At 38.0% G+C, this 16,723-nt stretch carries 14 protein-coding genes; 5 read left to right on the top strand and 9 right to left on the bottom strand.

Annotation, left to right across the window (positions count from 1 at the left end; genetic code table 11):
* The first annotated feature begins 11 nt into the window (after window positions 1-11).
* Together VLZ86_RS07885 and VLZ86_RS07890 are read left to right on the top strand one after the other, a co-directional pair.
* Window positions 12-1,280 carry a hypothetical protein gene (locus tag VLZ86_RS07885; protein WP_325450083.1) on the top strand — a complete coding sequence of 423 codons (1,269 nt, stop codon included), beginning with the start codon at window positions 12-14 and terminating at the stop codon, window positions 1,278-1,280.
* A gap of 107 nt (window positions 1,281-1,387) precedes the next feature.
* Window positions 1,388-1,972 (top strand): YceI family protein, encoded by a 585-nt coding sequence (locus VLZ86_RS07890; RefSeq protein WP_325450084.1) that lies wholly within the window; start codon window positions 1,388-1,390, stop codon window positions 1,970-1,972.
* 148 nt (window positions 1,973-2,120) lie between these two features.
* Here the strand turns inward: VLZ86_RS07890 and VLZ86_RS07895 are convergent, their stop codons facing one another.
* The gene (locus VLZ86_RS07895) at window positions 2,121-2,501 is read right to left on the bottom strand and encodes a hypothetical protein (protein ID WP_325450085.1); all 381 of its coding nucleotides are present in this window, start codon (window positions 2,499-2,501) and stop codon (window positions 2,121-2,123) included.
* A gap of 115 nt (window positions 2,502-2,616) precedes the next feature.
* Here VLZ86_RS07895 and VLZ86_RS07900 point away from each other — a divergent pair, with 115 nt between their 5' ends.
* Together VLZ86_RS07900 and VLZ86_RS07905 are read left to right on the top strand one after the other, a co-directional pair.
* Window positions 2,617-3,288 (top strand): RNA polymerase sigma factor, encoded by a 672-nt coding sequence (locus VLZ86_RS07900; protein WP_325450086.1) that lies wholly within the window; start codon window positions 2,617-2,619, stop codon window positions 3,286-3,288.
* A gap of 110 nt (window positions 3,289-3,398) precedes the next feature.
* The gene (locus tag VLZ86_RS07905) at window positions 3,399-3,608 is read left to right on the top strand and encodes a DUF2945 domain-containing protein (protein WP_325450087.1); all 210 of its coding nucleotides are present in this window, start codon (window positions 3,399-3,401) and stop codon (window positions 3,606-3,608) included.
* Window positions 3,609-3,689: 81 nt separating this feature from the next.
* On the opposite strand, the gene VLZ86_RS07910 is transcribed toward VLZ86_RS07905, so the two are convergent.
* From VLZ86_RS07910 to porU, 8 genes are all read right to left on the bottom strand, one after another.
* Window positions 3,690-4,313, bottom strand: coding sequence for an HAD family hydrolase (locus tag VLZ86_RS07910; RefSeq protein WP_325450088.1), 624 nt, complete (start codon window positions 4,311-4,313; stop codon window positions 3,690-3,692).
* Window positions 4,314-4,315: 2 nt separating this feature from the next.
* The gene (locus VLZ86_RS07915; RefSeq protein ID WP_325450089.1) at window positions 4,316-4,999 is read right to left on the bottom strand and encodes an SDR family oxidoreductase; all 684 of its coding nucleotides are present in this window, start codon (window positions 4,997-4,999) and stop codon (window positions 4,316-4,318) included.
* Window positions 4,992-5,990, bottom strand: a complete 999-nt coding sequence (locus VLZ86_RS07920; RefSeq protein ID WP_325450090.1) for a M28 family metallopeptidase — start codon at window positions 5,988-5,990, stop codon at window positions 4,992-4,994. Before VLZ86_RS07920 ends, VLZ86_RS07915 begins: the two co-directional genes overlap by 8 nt.
* 223 nt (window positions 5,991-6,213) lie before the next feature.
* Window positions 6,214-7,905, bottom strand: a complete 1,692-nt coding sequence (locus VLZ86_RS07925; protein WP_325450091.1) for a pyruvate dehydrogenase complex dihydrolipoamide acetyltransferase — start codon at window positions 7,903-7,905, stop codon at window positions 6,214-6,216.
* Window positions 7,906-7,908: 3 nt separating this feature from the next.
* Window positions 7,909-8,907 carry a pyruvate dehydrogenase (acetyl-transferring) E1 component subunit alpha gene (gene pdhA, locus VLZ86_RS07930; RefSeq protein ID WP_325450092.1) on the bottom strand — a complete coding sequence of 333 codons (999 nt, stop codon included), beginning with the start codon at window positions 8,905-8,907 and terminating at the stop codon, window positions 7,909-7,911.
* A 206-nt stretch (window positions 8,908-9,113) separates the two neighbouring features.
* Window positions 9,114-9,596, bottom strand: a complete 483-nt coding sequence (cdd, locus tag VLZ86_RS07935) for a cytidine deaminase (RefSeq protein WP_325450093.1) — start codon at window positions 9,594-9,596, stop codon at window positions 9,114-9,116.
* Between the two features lie 100 nt (window positions 9,597-9,696).
* Window positions 9,697-10,902 (bottom strand): type IX secretion system outer membrane channel protein PorV, encoded by a 1,206-nt coding sequence (gene porV / locus VLZ86_RS07940; protein WP_325450094.1) that lies wholly within the window; start codon window positions 10,900-10,902, stop codon window positions 9,697-9,699.
* 68 nt (window positions 10,903-10,970) lie between these two features.
* Entirely contained in the window at window positions 10,971-14,831 is a 3,861-nt protein-coding gene (gene porU / locus VLZ86_RS07945; protein WP_325450095.1) for a type IX secretion system sortase PorU, read from the bottom strand.
* A 327-nt stretch (window positions 14,832-15,158) separates the two neighbouring features.
* Between porU and gldJ the strand changes: the two genes are divergently transcribed.
* A partial coding sequence (gene gldJ, locus VLZ86_RS07950; protein WP_325450096.1) for a gliding motility lipoprotein GldJ occupies window positions 15,159-16,723 on the top strand: 1,565 nt, incomplete at its 3' end.

The raw sequence follows: 16,723 nt of genomic DNA on the forward strand, positions 1-16,723 counted from the left end.
AACTTACACTAATGAAAAAATCAATCAGAAATTCAGTAATCGCATTATTACTTCTTGTAGGAGTGAATATGAATGCACAAAAAAACAACAGAAGTATTGATAATTACAGAGAGCCAGACAAAGGAGGCATTAATGTTTTTGAGGCTCCTAAAGACACCATCTCTACTTTTGAAAATGTTAAAGTAAGAATTGGAGGGTCATCTACGCTTCAGTTTCAAGCGGTTGACCATGAAAACTCTGGAGCAATTGAGCTGATTAAAATCGGTTCAAACTTCAACTTGGCAACAGCAAACTTAGATTTGGATGTCGTATTATATGATGGAATTAGAATGCACTTACGCACCTATTTATCTTCACGTCACCATCCAGAACCTTATGTAAAAGGAGGTTATTTCCAAATTGATAAACTTGAATTCATAAAGCCAGGTTTTATGGAGGACATCATGAAATATGCCACCATTAAAGTTGGACACATGGAAAACAACTATGGTGATGCCCATTTCAGAAGAAGTGATAATGCCCAAGCCATTTACAACCCTTTTGTAGGCAACCTAATTATGGATGCGTTTACGACAGAAGTAGGTGCTGAAGTGTATTACCAAAGAGAGGGGTTTCTTGGAATGGTTGGTTTTACTAACGGAAAACTGAACCAATCTGTTGACAAACCTGATACTGGCGGTGCTTCATTCTTAGCCAAGTTGGGATATGACAAGCAACTGGATAATGATTTACGTCTAAGATTGACGGGATCTATCTACAATACAGGTAAAGTTGCCAACTCATACCTATACGGTGCGGACAGAGCGGGTTCTAGATATTATTTAGTACTTGAACCTAGCACGGCTACAACTGCAGGTAATTTTAGATCTGGACGTTATGATCCAAGATTGAGCAATCAAATCACTGCTATCATGATCAACCCTTTCGTAAAGTATAAAGGCTTGGAGTTCTTCGGAACATTTGAAACAGCTAAAGGAAAAGGTGCTGCTGAACCAGAAAAAAGAGTTGCAAAACAATATGCTGGTGAGTTGATTTACAGATTTGGTAACACGGAAAACTTTTATGTAGGTGGTCGTTATAACAAAGTAGACTCTGAAGATATTAGTGGAAGTGATGTTGATATTTCAAGATTTCAACTTGCTGCAGGTTGGTTTATGACCAGAAATATTCTTCTTAAAGCTGAATACGTAAATCAAAAGCACGACGGTTACAACGTTGGAAGCATATTTAATGAGGGTAAATTTAACGGACTAATGGCTGAGGCTATAATTAGTTTCTAACAAACATAGTAGTGTTTATAGTAGCTAACCTCATTTATTTAGTCATCCACTAAATGAATGAGGTTAGTTTTTTTTAAATATATTGTAACCGAAAAACAAACAGAACCATGAAAAGATTTCTTTTTATTTTACCGTTTCTAATTTTGGTTTCTTTTTCCAAAATAAATACTGTAAAAAACAGTAAAACGGTACGCATTACTCCAAAAAGTGAATTACAGATCAATGGCACTAGTAATGTTAAGGATTTTACCTGCGAATATGAAATTCAGAATCTTAATAAGCCCATTCGCATTCATTATGAAAAAGAACAGGACATCATCAAATTTGAAAAGTCCGTAATCATTTTAGAAAACAATGGATTTGATTGCGGAGGAAAAGGGATTAACAAGGATTTTCACGGCTTATTACAATCAGACATCTACCCTCGAATTTCTCTGACCTTAAAACAGATCAATTTGAAATCGGACAAAAAAAATATGGCTGATGCGCTAATTGATATCGAAATAGCCGGATTAACAAAATCCTATCACATGGAAACAACTTTCCAAAATATGGAGAATTGGTTGATTTCCGGAAAACTTAAATTGAATATAAAAGATTTCAAATTGGAAGCACCCAAAAAAATGTTCGGTCTGGTTGTGGTATCAGATGAGATTGAAATCAGCTTCAAATTGGTCGTAGAAGAAAGTTAGATCCTCCTACTCCTTCATAGAGATGACTTTGATCTTATGGGGACGATCCTATTTACATCAGACAAAAACATATCTTTTACGCATTCTTCGCAAACCATAAACTCCAATCTGCAAAGCATGATTCGAGTTATAGGATAGCTCTGAATTTTTAAGTTCGAGCTTTAAACTTGTTTTCTGACAATTTTGCCAATGAAAACGCACCTATCGCCATAACAACATCTCTAACCGCAACATCTAAATAAATCCCGCTAACAATTAAGGTTAAAGCAATCAGCACCAACCACCCTGAAACGAGATACGCTCCAAAATTGGTTTTTGTTAGGACTAAAACTCCGGCCACAATCTCAATTACACCAATAATCATCATAAAAACTGAAGGCTCAAAAGGAAGGATTTCTACCATTCCATCTGACAGGTACTGCGTCCAATCGGTCAAGAAATTCGCGAATTTATCCAATCCAGCCACAATTGGGACGAGACCATAAGTGTATTTTAAAATAGTTCTTACTGACTGTACATTTGAATCCATGATTTTACGATTTTTAAAAACTTATTACAATATTTTGATGGTCAATCCTGAAAAAGGATACAAAATTTTGTAACTTTTAGTCGTTTTATCTATCTAAAACAAAAATCATGAAACGATGGAAGCCATAAGCATTAATACAATTAATCGACAACAGTTAGAAGAACCTGAAATTATCAGACGTATTCTTTCTGGAGAAAAAGAACTCTATGAGATATTGGTAAGGCGAAACAACCAAAAACTGTATCGCGTTATAAGAAGCTATCTCAGTGATGAAGCCGAAATTGAGGACATCATGCAAAACAGTTATATCAAAGGATTTACCAAGTTGTACCAATTTAAACTGGAGGCTTCATTTTCTACATGGCTCATTCGTATAGCCATCAACGAAGCGTTGGCGAGAATAAAAGAGAAAGGAAAGCTGTTTTATATTTATCAGCACGCTGAACATTTTAAAAAAAACAGCATTTTAGAAATTCCAGATAATAAGCAATTGAATCCGCATGAAAGAATGATACAAAAGGAAGCAAAACAACTGTTGGAAAACGCGATCGACCACTTAGACGCCAAATATAAAATTGTATATATGATGAAGGAAATGGAAGGCATGAGTTTAAATGAAATCTCGGTAATCTTAGATTTAACACTGTCCAATGTAAAAGTGCGTTTGCACCGTTCAAAAGAGATGTTAAAAGACAAACTTTTTGAAGTCGCTCATGATAAAAACATTTATGAATTCGGATTTAGCCGATGCGATCGGATTACGGAAAATGTCATGAAAAATATATAGAAAATAATTAAGATTGCTTCGTTGATAGAATTAAGGACCAAGACTGATGCCGCTAAAGTCCGGGACTATTTATAAAAAACATTTTTAGGAATCAGAAATGCACAACGATTATGACAAAATTTAAAGTTGGAGATCATGTCAAATGGAATTCTGAAGCGGGGCAGGTCTCAGGGAAAATCACAAAAGTCCACCATTCCGATTTCGACTATAAGGGCTATACGCATCATGCCAATAAAGAGGAACCACAGTATGAAATTAAAAGTGACAAAACCGATCATATTGCGGCACATAAGGGTTCAGCCCTAACCAAGATCCAATAGGTTTTACAAAGTCTGTAAGTTGAAAAAACACACGTGAATAGGATCTCTTTCCCTTCAAAAGGATAATTTAATTCATCAACTTTAAGAGTTGTGACATCTCATTAAAGTTAATGTGGCGTTTCCTTCAAGTTCATTATTATAATCGTGCGCGGTAAATCCAAAGACATCAAAACCTCCGTTTAAAGCGGCCTTAACCCCACTCATACTGTCTTCAATGACCAAGCATTCGCTGGGATGAAAACCCATGGATTCTGCAGCCCAAAGAAAAACAGCGGGATCTGGCTTCCATTTACGAACTGTAAAACAGCTAAAAATATTGCCTTCAAAATGGGGTAATAATCCCGTTAATTCTAAATTAAGCCGAATCTTATTTTCAGGTCCGCTGGAGGCCACGCAAAACGGGATATCCAGGTTTTCAATAACCTCAGTGACACCATCTACAGGTTGAATGTTTTTTCTAAACGATTCAAAACTTCGCTCCCTGAAACTTGGCATGAAATCATCTGGCAATCTTTGAGTGGCCAATTCCGCAACTTGAGCATAACAGTTCTGCATGGAAGTGCCTTTAAAATTTCGCAAAGCATAATCCAAATCGATATTGGCGCCATATTCATTTGCCATTTCAACCAGGACTTGATTGGCAATAGGTTCACTATCGACCAGAACACCGTCACAATCAAAAATAACACACTTATACTTAGACATAATTAAGGAGTAGAATTAGAAACTTGAAGTAGTTTTCCATTATAAAATTTTTGCCCTTTTAATGAAAAATCAACAATATATTCCGCTATTTCCTCTGGTGTTATCGGGGCCTTATAACCTGGAAAAGCTTCTTCCAACATTTCGGTCTGAACCGCACCCAATGCCAATACGTTAAACGAAATACCAGAATCCTTATATTCTTCGGCAAGCAATTCCGTTAAGGTAATTACTGCAGCTTTACTAGAACTATAGGCGGCAAGTCCTGGAAATTTCATACTGCCCTGCACACCTCCCATGGAACTCATGGTAACCACATGACTATGCTCTGCCATAACGGGAATAAGGATCCTTGTCAACTCTGCCATCCCAAAAACATTAGTACGGTAGACTTCTTCAAAATCGCTGACCGTGGTTTTTTCAAAAGGCTTATTGAGCACGTGCCCTGCGTTGTTGATCAAAACATCCACATGTTGCCAATGTTCAGAAATATAATCTTGCACTTTCAAGTAAGCTTCAGCATCTCCCAAATCAAAACAAAAGGCCTTTACATTCTTCAACTTCAAGGCTTTTACAGGGCCATCATTTCTAGACAATGCCAGCACCTGATGCCCTTGTTTGGCAAATAATTTCACCAATTCATAGCCAATTCCCCTACTAGTTCCTGTGATAACGATATTTTTACTCATTCAATTTTATTTCTTGGGTTGTTGTATTGCTCATGGTCTCAAATGCTGGAAGTAATTTATTCACCAAGTCAGCCATAAATTCATAATTCAATAATTCCGCTTCATCTCCAACTTTATGGTAATGGTCAAAATTAGTAAAATCAAAAGTGGAAATCGCGTGTGCAGGTTTGTTGAAAACTTTAAAAAACGAATAATTATCCGAACGGTAAAAAAGCTGAAATTCCTTTGCTTTTGGTAATTCACCCAAAAGCTTGAAATCCACATAACCATTCATTTTTGTTGCCATGTTAGATAAATCAAAGCCGGTAAAGTAAGCTTCATAATCCTTGTCGACCATCGGGACACCAATCATTTCAAAATTGATCATGGTGTAAAGGTTAATGTTCTCTTCTTTTAAGCGTTCTGCTAAATGTTTTGAACCTAACAAGCCTATTTCTTCACCAGAGTAAAGTGTAAATAGAATGCTGCGTTTATTGTTTTTCTTAGTAGCAAAATAACGCGCCATGGCCAACACAGCTGCTACACCGGATGCGTCGTCGTTGGCACCGTTGGCAATGGAATCGCCATCTACAGCTTTTACAATTCCGATATGGTCATAGTGCGCACCCAGAATAATAAATTCTTTCTTCAATTCAGGATCATTACCTTCAATATATCCCACAACATTGGATGCCTCCATCCCTTGTGCCTTATAATGATCACGATAGGTTTCAAAATACGGAGCGACATGATATGATTTGAATTTGTCCTCTATATAAACCGCCGCTTTCTCAATGCCTGCTGAGCCGGTTGACCGACCACGCAGTTCATCAGAAGCCAAATAAAATACGGTTTCTCTAAGCTCAGCACTGGTTACGAAATTTAAAGTCTCTTTTGCAGTTGGCATTTCGGCTGTTGCAAGTTCGTTACTTTTATTTTCAGGAGCTGCCTGAAATTTCTTCTTGCAAGAAACCATGACTAAGAGGATTCCAACTAAAAAAATGTTCTTCATGCTAAATGTTGTTTATGTTTGATTCTCCCAATAAAACAGTAGGATAACCAAGATAACTATTCGTGCAACCCATATAAAACCCATGTGTTTTGATCTTGAGTTTTGGGTTTCACTAAAAAAAAACCTGTTTCTTAATATTGAAACAGGATTTTCATATTTTCAATGACTCATGTATATGCTTCTTTTCGGAGCTTATCTCAAGCCTTATATAAATGCTCACACCTTACACCAACATCGAAATTGGATTTTCAACAAATCCTTTCAAGGTTTGCAAAAACTCTGCTCCAGTAGCTCCATCAACTGTTCTATGATCACATGCCAAAGAAAGTTTCATGGTATGGCCCACAACTATCTGTCCGTTTTTAACCACTGGTTTTTCAACGATGGCACCTACCGACAAGATTGCCGAATTAGGCTGATTGATAATGGAGGTGAAACTCTCAATACCAAACATCCCTAAATTAGAAATGGTAAAGGTACTGCCTTCCATTTCTTGCGGCGTCAATTTTTTGCTTCTAGAACGTCCTGCATAGTCTTTGACCTTCGCACCGATTTCCGACAAACTTAGCGCATCTGCAAATCTTACTACTGGCACTACCAACCCGTCTTCAACTGCCACCGCTACACCAATATGTACGTGATTGTTTAATCGGATTTTATCATCAAACCACTGCGAATTGACTTGTGGAAATTGTTTCAATGCCAAGGCACAAGCCTTAACGATCATATCATTAAACGAGATTTTTGTATCTGGGATGGCATTGACCTGTGTTCTAAAAGCAATGGCCTTATCCATATCAAACTCCACGTTCAAATAATAATGAGGCGCCGTAAATTTAGATTCTGCCAAACGTTTTGCAATCACTTTACGCATTTGCGAGTTTGGTTTCTCAATAAAATCTTCTTGTCCGGCGGCAACTTGTCCAACTGCGGCTGGAGCAGCGCTTACCTCAGGGGTATAATTTTCAATATCACGTTTGATAACGCGTCCATTTTCTCCTGAACCCTTTACTTGAGATAAATTGATCCCTTTTTCTTCAGCCATTCTCCGGGCCAAAGGCGATACAAATACACGACTACCATCTGAACTTGAACTGGATGAACTTGAAGTTGAAACTTCTTTCTTTTCTTCTTTAGCAGCTGTTTTAGATGTTTCTTTTTTAGCAGAATCAGCACTTTCCTTCTTACGTGCATCTTGTTTTTTAGCTGAACCTTTTGATTGGTGGCTTTTGGCAATGGCAGCAGCATCAGTCCCTTCAGGTCCAATGATGGCCAATAAAGAATCAACTTTTGCTGATTCGCCCTCTTCTAATCCTATAAAAAGTAAGGTACCCGATTGAAAGGATTCAAATTCCATCGTTGCCTTATCCGTTTCAATTTCTGCAAGGATATCTCCTTCTTCAACTTTATCTCCTACTTTTTTAAGCCATGTTGCTACAGTTCCTTCTTCCATCGTATCACTCAATCGTGGCATGGTCACTACTGTAACGCCTTCTGGTAATTCACCAGAAGTATCTTTCTCTTCAGAAGTATCTTCCGCTTCAGAAATATCTTCCTTATCCGATTCACTTTCTGAATCATCCTCTTCTTTCGATTCCTTTTCAGAAGATTTCTCTTCTGATTTTTCTTCCTTTTTATCAGAAGAACCACCATCAATTAAATCAGAAATATCTTCGCCTTCTTCTCCAATTATGGCCAATAATTCGTCCACCTTAGTGGTCTCTCCTTCTTGAATACCTATATAAAGTAACGTGCCTTCATGAAAAGATTCAAACTCCATCGTCGCCTTATCGGTTTCAATTTCAGCCAAAATATCACCTTCCTCTATCTTATCTCCTACTTTTTTCAACCACGTTGCCACGGTTCCTTCTTCCATGGTGTCACTCAAACGCGGCATATTTATTACTTCTGCCATAGCTTATATTTTGTGTTGTATAAATGGATAATCTTCCTGCTCATAAACAGCATCATACATGACGCTTTTTTCTGGATAAGGAGATTCATCAGCGAATTTCTCACATTCTGCTACGAGCTCCTTGACTCGTTTGTCAATTACTTTAAGGTCCTCTTCCGTGGCATATTTTTTCTCCAGAATAACCTCTTTCACTTGGGTGATTGGATCAATTTTTTGATATTCCTTTACCTCATCTTTGGTTCTATAACTTTGGGCATCACTCATGGAGTGGCCTCTGTATCGGTATGTTTTCAACTCCAAAAATGTTGGTCCATCACCACGTCGTGCACGTTGGATGGCTTCGTCAAAGGCTTCTGCCACTTTTACCGGATTCATTCCGTCAACAGGTCCGCAGGGCATTTCATAACCTAAACCTAATTTCCATATTTCTGTATGATTGGCAGAACGTGCTACCGAGGTTCCCATGGCATATCCGTTGTTTTCACAAACAAATACCACTGGCAATTTCCATAGCATAGCCATGTTAAAAGCTTCATGTAACGACCCTTGGCGCGCTGCACCATCGCCAAAACAACATAAAGTGACAGCGTCAATTCCATGGTATTTATCACCAAAAGCTATCCCAGCACCTAATGGAATTTGACCTCCAACAATCCCGTGACCGCCGTAAAAACGATGTTCCTTTGAGAAGATATGCATGGATCCTCCAAGACCTTGAGAAGTTCCCGTGGCTTTACCATATAACTCCGCCATTACCCGTTTTGGATCCTCGCCCATGCCTATTGGCTGGACGTGGTTACGATAAGCAGTAATCATCTTATCCTTTGTCAAATCCATAGCGTGCAATGCTCCAGCCAAAACAGCTTCTTGCCCATTATATAAATGAAGAAAACCTCTTACTTTCTGTTGAATATAAACGGCAGCAAGTTTGTCTTCAAACTTTCTCCAGAACAACATGTCTTCATACCATTTGAGGTAAACCTCCTTAGTTATCTTTTGCATCCGAAATAATTTCTAAAAAATTAAATACTAATATAGTTTCGAGTTTAGAGAGCTGAAAACCCTGATGAAATCAGAATTAATTCAACGATCAATTTATGGTTTGTCCTTTAAACTTCCAAAAAGTTGTATTTCACTAAACGGATAACAAAAGTAACACATTAACCAGTAATGAAAAAGCTGAAAATCGTAAAACTTCTACGAAATCGTTATAGAACTGTTTTATCAAACACCAATGGAAGGAGATTTGCTAAAGAATGTGATCGGACGACCTTTCCCTTTTCTCCCATAAAGTAGATTTCAATAGGCGCATCTTGCTTTATTTCATATTCTGCAATAGATTGACGGCATGCGCCACATGGCGGAATCGGTTGGTCCGTAGTCTTCACTCGTGAACCAGCAATTATCGCCATACGCTTGATGGTGACATCGGGAAATTGCGATCCTGCATAAAAAATTGCCGTTCTTTCCGCACACAAACCTGATGGGTAAGAGGCATTTTCTTGATTGCTACCGGTGATGATTTCGTTGTTTTCAAGAAGAAGTGCTGTACCTACACTAAAATTGGAGTAGGGTGAATAGGACTTTTCCCTGGCTTCCATGGCCCTTGTCATCAAATCAACAACATCTTTGGGAAGTTCATCTAAAGTTTCATAAACGTTAAGCAGGGTTTCAATTTTAATTTCCTTCATAGGTTTTTTATCTATTTTTAAAAATACGACACTTTTTTAGACAAAAAAACTATTGCTTTATAATAGCAATAGTTTTTCTGTAATTTATTTAAAAGGTCTTCTAGTATTCTCTGTACGTTTTATCTCCAAAATTGAAGGTCAGAGAAAAACGCAAGGTATTTTCCAACGGACTTTGAACTTTTGAAGCTGAGAACAAATAAGACATGTCAATATTGATGGTAGTGTATTTGAACCCTGCTCCTAACGCAAAAAACTTACGAGCACCTTTCTCATCGCTTTCATTAAAGTAACCTGCCCGGAAAGCAAAGGAGTCCTGATATTGATATTCTGCTCCCAAAGCCCAAGTAAATTCCTTTAACTCTTCACTGAACCCTCCTGGGGCATCACTAAATGATTGAAACATCCCTTTAAGAAAATTCACATCTTGAGATTTGCCTTCTACAATAATTGCTGGCTCACTCCCATCAGTAGCTTGTTTCCCATCACCATCTAAATCAACAAATCCCATAACTGGAGGTGATGGCACTAGCAATTTAGTAACTTCCCCGGTTAAGGCCAAGGTATTATATTCATCGAAAATAAAATCGAAACCTCCACCCAGTCTTAAGGTTGTTGGCAGAAAGCTTTCTCTTCCAGCATCATCATACTTAATCTTTGGCCCAATATTTTGAATGGCAAAGCCTAATCGGGTTCTTCCGTTAAAACTATCATAGGCTTGTTCTTCGCTCTGATAAAATCCAGAAATATCCGCCGCTACTGAACTTGCAGCCTCTGCAGAATTATCCAAGGCTTGAATTTTTAAATCAGATCGCAAATAGCGCAACCCAACGGCCATAGAAAACTGAGTGCCCAATCTTAAGGCATATGACGCATCAATTGTCATCTCATTGGGTTTGGCAATAAGGGGATTAGAATTTTCATCCTGTACCAACTCAATTTCACCCAGACTGAAGTATTTGAAACTCACCGCAAAGGCACTTCCTTCATTGATTCTATTGAAGTAGCTGACATTTCCTAAAAAAATATCATTGACCAATTTGCTTAAATAGGGAGTGTAACTCACACCAATTCCTGATTTTGCTTCAGAAAATGCATATTTTGACTGGTTCCATTGCTGGGAAAAAGCATCAACAGATGTGGCAACGCCTATATCTCCCATACCCGCAGCACGTGCATCGGCAGCAATTAACAAAAATGGAACTCCGGTAGTTATGACTTTCGACTGATTATCAAAAATGATAGTTTCCTGTGCAAACGAAAGATTATAAATGGTTAACGTGAGAAGGGCTAGTGCGTATTTTTTCATAAGGTTGTTAGAATTATACATGGTGCTTACGCAACATGTATTTAGCAAATTTAAATTATTAATAATTGTTAAAGTATTACAAGTTTCTGGATCTTCTCAACCTGCTTATTCAGCTGATTGGATCTTACTTTTAGTTTATAGACATAGACTCCTTTCCCAATTTTATCTCCAAAATCATCACGACCGTCCCAAACAATATCTCTTGAAAGTGCCGAAGCACCTTCATTACAACATCCGCCTGCATTGGTTTGACTATTTATGGTTTTGACAAGCTTCCCGGAAATAGTGAATATCTGTATTGAAACGTCTAAAGGTTGCGAACTATTGTGATTGAACCAAAATTCTGTGTAATTTATGAATGGATTAGGATAATTTAGAACGTTTTCAATCTTCAGTTCTTCATCTTTATCATGCACCACAAATTGAATTTCAGCAACCCCAGAGTTGTTATAAACATCCCAAGCTTTAAGGGTCAACGTATGAAGTCCAGGCTCCAAATCACGAAAAGGATAGGTAACTTCTCCTTTAGTATAATCGTCTACCTGAGCTCTATAATAATCATTCAATACAAACGGATTGGTTTCATCCCCATCAATAATGGCGACAATATCATGGCCAATACCACTTGCGGTATTGATTCCATTACGATCTTCGAGTTTTGCCAAAAGCGTAGGCGCTTCATTGGTAATACCACCGGAAACAAAACTTTCGTCATTCATGTAAAGCTTAACAATTGGCCCGATGTTATCTGTTTCAGCATTTTCATTGATCCCTCCCACTAATATCTCAAAACTTGAACCCGCTTGATCTTGTAAGGGCGTATTTGATTTTGCATAGAGACTGACTTTTCCTTTACCAACAGGAACCCCAACATCTCTTGGAACCACAAACTCAAAATCAAAATGGCCATTGGCCACGGTAGCTTGTCCTATAAATATTTTTTCGCCCAATGTGGTGAAATCCATTTTAATCAATTGGCCATTCTGGCTGATATTGTTATTGGCCAATGTTTGACGCTGGATGTCCTTATCAAAAATTGTGGCAGTGAGCACCCCGTTGTAACCGGTCATTAAATTCCCCGAAGGGTCCAAAACCTCTCCTGACATTTTAATTTTACTCAGTGCTTTTAAAGTATCATTGCTTTGCCCTAATGGGATATCGTTTATTTTGGTCAATTGAATACTAGGTTTTGCGAAGGCCAATTTCATTGCCGGATCACCTATAAAAAAAACCAAACGTCTTTGTTGGATTCCAGAAATGGTAGGATCAGTTTTTGTAAGCCGTAAAGCTTCAGCCATGGTAGGATACTCGTTTGAACCGAAACCAAAAAGATATTTCTCCAACTGTATATTAAAGGTCACACCAACACTAACAAAAATTTGGCGTGTGGTGGTAATCAATGCGATGGCACCTCCTTGTGGATTCCAATAGGTATACTCTCCCGCGGTGGGGCGAAAGGGATTGTCAAAACGGGTATACTCGCAAGTAACCGTCACAAAACAGTTAAACTTACAAGTGTTCCTTATTTCTTGTGAATCGTTTTTATCAAAAATACGTTCTGAGGCCAAACCGTCCTCACCCCCATGACCAAAATAATTGACCACCAAGGCGCCCACTTCAACAGCATCCTTTATGGCTTTGTTTACGGCGGGATAACGTTCACCACTGGCTGAGGCTTCTTGTTGGTAAGCATCTGAATGGATTTTGACCACGTTTAAGAATGGCTTTTCAGCAGTAATGTTTCTGCCTATTTCATCGGTAGTTTCCTGAAGCACACTTTCCCATGCCACATCAACGTCATCAGAGACCACCACGACGTTATTACGCCAACTTCCGTAGGATTCATCTTGATAGTACAACTCAATTTTATCCACCATTTCTTTGGCGCGTTGCGGCGTTTCCGCCAAAATCCTTCCCACGGCAATATCTAGCTTATTTGATGAGCTCATGTCACCTTCGTTAAAATCCATCATGCCAAAAAAATCATCAGAAATAAAGGCATTGGTCAAACTAAAGCTATCCAATGAGTGCCAAGAAGGAACAATATTGGTGTTGTTGGGAATTCGGTCTTTATAATCAAATGAGGCGTCTCCAAAAAGGCATAGATATTTTAGTCGTTTATCTGGTGCACTCGCATTGTGATAGACATAGCGCACCAGATTCCGGATTGCAGAGACATCCTGGTTGCCCGAACTGAACTCGGTGTAAATTTCATCGAGGGTCACAACTTTGACGTTGAGATTGTTTTGTGTTCTGTTTATTTGGGCCAAGCGCTCAGCTTGTGCAACTAAATTGTTCGGGGAAATGATGAGGTAATCAACATCTTTAAATTGACCTTGTTCATCCTTAAAAATGGTGCCTTTAATATTTTGATTGCTAACACTAGTTTTATTTTCTCTTAATGGCTCATAATAATCTGAAGGTGTTACCGCCAGGTAAGTTTTTGATATTCCGGAAATGGATTTAAAATTCAATACTGAATTCCTCTCAGTATTGGCGAAAGCTGTCACCTCATATTTATTGCTGATATCCCAAATTTCTGAAACAGAAGCAGCATTGGTCAAGTTATACTCAACAATTCCAGGTGTATTGGCCACCTGATGGTTCGTAAATATAAATTGCTCACCTTCAAAAATCAGACCTCGCGTAGCTTCAATGGATATATAGTCTAAATACCCATGAGACGTTGGAATTCCTGAATTGTTGTAATTGAGATTGACCACAACATTGGAAGTAGTTAACATGACATTGCTATTAAAGAACTTTCCATCTGCCAGGATTGGTGAACTGATAGGTGAAAATGCAAAATTTGCCACTACATTTGAATTGACCTTAACTGCCATGCTGGTTGAGACTTGAGAGGTTGAGGCTGCAAAAATTTTAACCCGTGCTGGCTCAGAAGAAACAAGATTAGGGAAATTGAACTCAAATTGCTTTTCGTTTTCAAAATCAAAACGTTCACCAAACCATCGTCTTCCAACCCGTACAATATTTATCTCATCAACTTCATGAAACTGATAATCCTGAAATGTATTTACCACATAAGTTGAAGGGCTTGCAGGTTGTGACATATTTTGGATCCGTTTCCCTAAACCCCCACTCACATTGACATAATAACAACTCTTATCCGTGAAGATATTGTTATTGGTATTACTTTCTGCGTTAAATCCTGTGGGTCCTTCAGCATAAAATAAAATATAGTCGTCGCCATTAAATTCTTCATCTTCTTCTCCCACAAACTTTATGGCATTTTCTGTAAGGTCAAGAGGATAAGGTTCTGAATTGGACAATGGCAACATGGCGCCTCCATTTCCGAAAATTTTAATCGTGCGCGGATCTACCGAATTCGTATTCACCCCTAGCGCGTTCAAAAAACTTCTGGTCAGTTTAAAAACTCCAGATTTGTCCACATAAAATCGGTACCAATTTCCTGAGCTGAGAACAGAATTACTGAGAATGTGAGTTTGATTCGGATAGGCAGTAAAAGATCTACTGGCAGAAATATTATAAGAAATTGTAAAAGAAGTTATTTTTTTATACACGCCGTTGTCCTTTATAATAGGCGTTATTTCAAGGTAAGCATGCGTTTTATCTCGTGATGTTGTATTTTCAAAATGCAATTTTGGAGCGTTCGGGATCGTTTCAATAGGAATGGATCGCAGTTCATCAGCAGAAATAATAGCATAAGACACCTTGGTAAGTGACACCGAATTTTTGTTGATCATTCCCTCGGAGCTCCATTCTGCGAAAAACTTGATCCCGGTATTGGTATCAAAACTAAAATGATCTCTATTAAAATAAGGTACTGTAATGGCGGAAGATTCTGTTTCAAGAGCAATATGGCCATTCCATATAATGTCAAAACGCTTTTCTTGGGAAAAACCTAAAGTTGATATTAAAACAAAAAGTATTAGTAACTTTATTCTCATTAGTCTGTATAAATCTTTTTCAAAAAATAACTGCAATCTAATACTATTCTCACCAACTGAAACCGCTAATTATATAGAAAGAATAACGTTTGTAGGCATTTGTTAGTATAACGTGTCTGATTTTAATTCAAATTTACAACAATAATTACTTTTATACACCGTTATAGAAATACTGAAAACACCGATAAAATCGCTAAAAATCCGACGTCGTGTTCAAAAAAAGGGATGAAATGCAACTTTTTTTCAATCTATTTGATAAAAACGCTTGTTACTTTCTCTTTAATTACTATATTGCGTCACTAAATTTAATCAGCTTACTTAAAAAGTATGGATATGAAAAACATCATTAATATAAGGATTGCATTTGCCCTAATGCTCTCTTTAGCAATGGTTGGATGTAAAAGATCTTCATCGTCAAACCAATCCAGAGCTACTGGATGGAAAATTAACGACAAGAATGGAGGTTTTCAATACAACACCAATTTTAAAGAACAAGAAACTTCCCCAGGTTTAGTTTTTGTTGAAGGTGGAACCTTTACCATGGGTAAAGTGCAGGATGATCCTATGCACGATTGGAACAACACTCCTAATCAACAACATGTTCAATCCTTTTATATGGATGAAAGTGAGGTGACCAACAAAATGTACTTAGAGTATCTGGATTGGATCAAACGCGTATATCCGCCAGATGATCCCAGTTTCAAATTGATTTATCAAAGTGCTTTACCAGACACTCTAGTTTGGAGAAACCGACTTGGTTATAGTGAAATGATGACTGAAAACTATTTACGTCACCCAGGCTATGGCGAATATCCTGTGGTTGGTGTTAGCTGGATTCAAGCCGTCGATTTTGCCAACTGGAGAACAGATCGAGTGAATGAACTGTATTTAGAAAAAGCTGGATTCTTAAAAAGAGATGCACGTATCACTGATGTGAATGCAGATGCCAATTTCAACACAGATACGTATATCAATTCTCCAAGTTCTACGTATGGTGGAAATACAGAGATTCTTGAAGGTGGAAAAAGAAGACAACAAACAGATGCAGATGGCAACCCTATTAATGTATATGCCAAGAGAGAATCAGGTATTATATCTCCAGAATACCGCTTACCTTCTGAAGTGGAGTGGGAATATGCCGCATTGGGTCTGAATGAACTAAGAAACTACAATGCCATTCGTGGTAGAAAAAAATACCCATGGAGTGGTCAATATACCCGTTCTGGTAAAAGAAAAACTAGAGGAGATCAATTAGCAAACTTTAAGCAAGGTAAAGGTGATTATGGTGGAATTGCAGGATGGTCTGATGATGGGGCTGATATTACCAACAAAGTAAAATCATACCTGCCAAACGATTTTGGAATATATGATATGGCGGGCAACGTTGCCGAATGGGTAGCTGATGTTTACAGACCTATTGTTGATGATGAGTTCAATGATTTCAACTACTACCGTGGTAACGTCTATACCAAGAATGCCATTAATGAAGATGGCACCGTAAAAGTGGTCACTTCTGATGACATTGTTTATGATACGTTAAGCAATGGCCAAGTTGTACCTAGAAACTTACCGGGTACTATATTACAGGTGCCAATTAGCAGTGAAGACGCTTACTTAAGAACAAATTTTGACGCCAGCGATAATAGAAACTTTAGAGACGGCGACAGAAGATCATCACGTTATTATACTGATAACTTTGATGACAATGGTGATGGTACAGCAACTGATACAAAACAAATGTACAATTCGCCAAGACATGAAGTAACTACGGACTCAACGGGTGCCATTGTTAGACTCATCGACAAATCGAACAACAGAACGTCTTTGATCAATGATAATGTAAGAGTTTATAAAGGAGGTTCATGGAAAGACAGAGCGTATTGGATTGATCC

Origin of the sequence: Gelidibacter sp., assembly GCF_035515035.1 — a bacterium.
GTDB lineage: Bacteria > Bacteroidota > Bacteroidia > Flavobacteriales > Flavobacteriaceae > Gelidibacter.